Origin of the sequence: Bartonella sp. CL63NXGY (assembly GCF_042194905.1) — a bacterium.
Taxonomy (GTDB): Bacteria; Pseudomonadota; Alphaproteobacteria; order Rhizobiales; family Rhizobiaceae; genus Bartonella.
Genome location: NZ_JBHINK010000098.1, coordinates 1 through 304 on the forward strand (window position 1 = coordinate 1; position 304 = coordinate 304).

Annotated in this window: 1 protein-coding gene; it reads left to right on the forward strand. The window is 47.4% G+C overall.

What is annotated here, in order from left to right:
• Positions 1-15: 15 nt before the first annotated feature.
• Positions 16-304: cation transporting ATPase C-terminal domain-containing protein (locus ACFIK0_RS09445; protein WP_375663916.1), on the forward strand; the 289-nt coding region annotated here is incomplete at its 3' end.

The following is a 304-nucleotide window of genomic DNA, read 5'->3' on the forward strand; positions in this document are numbered from 1 at the left end:
GCTCAGTTATTATGGATTAACCTAATCGCTGCTATTACCATCCAATTTGCCTTCGTCTTTGAGAAAGCTGAAGATGGGATCATGGAACGGCAGCCACGACCAATGGATCAGCGGTTGATGAACCGCCACGATTTAATCCAAATGGGCTACGTAGCCGCCTTGATGGCGATCTTCGCCCTTATCGGTTACCAATGGTTCATTGCCCAAGGAGCTGATGCCATCAACGCCACTACAATGATGGTGAATGTCATTGTGGTTAGCAAGATCTTCTACTTCTTTAGCATTCGAACGGATCAACCTGCCC